Origin of the sequence: Streptomyces hirsutus (genome assembly GCF_001418415.1) — a bacterium.
Classification (GTDB): Bacteria; Actinomycetota; Actinomycetes; order Streptomycetales; family Streptomycetaceae; genus Streptomyces; species Streptomyces hirsutus.
In genome coordinates, this window is record NZ_LIQT01000753.1 from 1 (window position 1) to 1,441 (window position 1,441).

General features: G+C 65.3%; 1 protein-coding gene and 1 pseudogene. Both read right to left on the reverse strand.

Annotation, left to right across the window (positions count from 1 at the left end; genetic code table 11):
- Window positions 1-257: 257 nt before the first annotated feature.
- A pseudogene (locus AOK11_RS43730) lies at window positions 258-379 on the reverse strand (IS5/IS1182 family transposase); the annotation flags it as partial.
- 115 nt (window positions 380-494) lie between these two features.
- Window positions 495-1,031: a hypothetical protein gene (locus AOK11_RS38280; protein ID WP_240497651.1), complete on the reverse strand. Its 537-nt coding sequence runs from the start codon at window positions 1,029-1,031 to the stop codon at window positions 495-497.
- Window positions 1,032-1,441 lie beyond the last annotated feature (410 nt).

Consider the following 1,441-nt stretch of genomic DNA (forward strand, 5'->3'; position numbering starts at 1 on the left):
GGCTGGTCATGCGGGAGGTCAGGTGGGTTCGGCGGGTCTGTTCCTTGGGGAAGGGGAGCAGCGAGCGCCTGGTGTAGTAGGTGGGGAGCGTGTGCGGTCCTGGCGTCATCGGCCCGGCGACCGTTCTCCGGGCGAGCCTCGTGCCCCGACCCGCTCCTGCTCTTCCTGTCGTGTGGGTCGCGTTCAACTGGTGAAGAGACAGTATTGGGGAGGTGCGCTATTCGAAGGCGTCGACAGGAGGCTCCGGACGGTGGACCATGAATGCCCAGTCGTTGGCTGGAGTCTGTGCCCTTGCGGGCGGTCCGGGATGTGACGGGTCGCAGTCGTAGCCCTTGTCGTCGTGGAGCTTGCCTGGCCGACGCCGTCGGCGGCCGCGCCGGGAACGGATCGTCATATTCCATCCTGCTTGTGAGCCAGTCGCCCACTACATCCGGGCCCTAAACGCTGGTTGTTCGGTGCAACGGGACACATATCTCGTGACCCCGGCGACGCGGTCAGGCGGGATTCGTCAGGAGCACAGCGCAGCCTGCGCAGGTCTTGCCGACCTCAAAATCTGCGTCCATGAACTTCTCACGAGAACTCGGCGCGGTGCGGTAGAGCCTGCGCATGAAGCTATACGCCTCGGCCTCGGCTCGCTTGCCGCTGGGCTTGTCGCCCAGGGGCTCGGAGACGTGGGCCTGGATCAATGTGTGGTACCAGCGGTTCGCCTCCCCGACGTGGTGGGCGAGCCGCCCCCACGGATCGGAGCTGTAACCGATCTTGACGTGCGGGTGTCTGCCGGCGAACTCCAGGACATACAGGCGATGCTCGCGGAATCCATTCTCGTACAGGAACTCCCGCACCTCCTCCCGTGCCCGGTTCTGAACGCGCAGGGCCAGAGCAGGCAAGGGGCCACTCGCGACGTTACGCATGAGACGGCGAGCAACCGTGCGGGGGTTTTTTATAAGGTCCACCCCGCGCTGCGGCACCTGTACCTGAGGGATGAACGGTTGCAACGGGAACGGGACCAGTTGGGCAGGCTCGGGCGTCATGAACGCGGCTCCGTCCCGTGTTCCTTGGCCAGTTCCGCAAGATCAGGGTGGTCGAGGATCTCGTCCAGGGTGTCCTGACCCATCTCCGGAACGTACGCCTCGGCAACCCCTTCAGGTGCCGCTCTCCGGCAGAGGACAGGCTGTTCCGTCTGCTCCAACGTGACGCTCTGCGGCGCCGCGAACGCTTACGACACCCGGAAGACCTGCCATCGTTCGGGTTCGTCCTTGCCCGGCCTGGCATCCTCGGCCCGGCGGAGCAACCACCGTGAGAACTCGCTGTCGGTCAACAAACCCCCCTCCCCTCAGGGGCCCCGCGACGGAAAAACGGGCGGATGCTGTCGGGGGGGACTCTGACCATATCCCCCAGGACTCTATGGCGACGGTGCTTCAGAGGGTGTCTCACGTGGCGT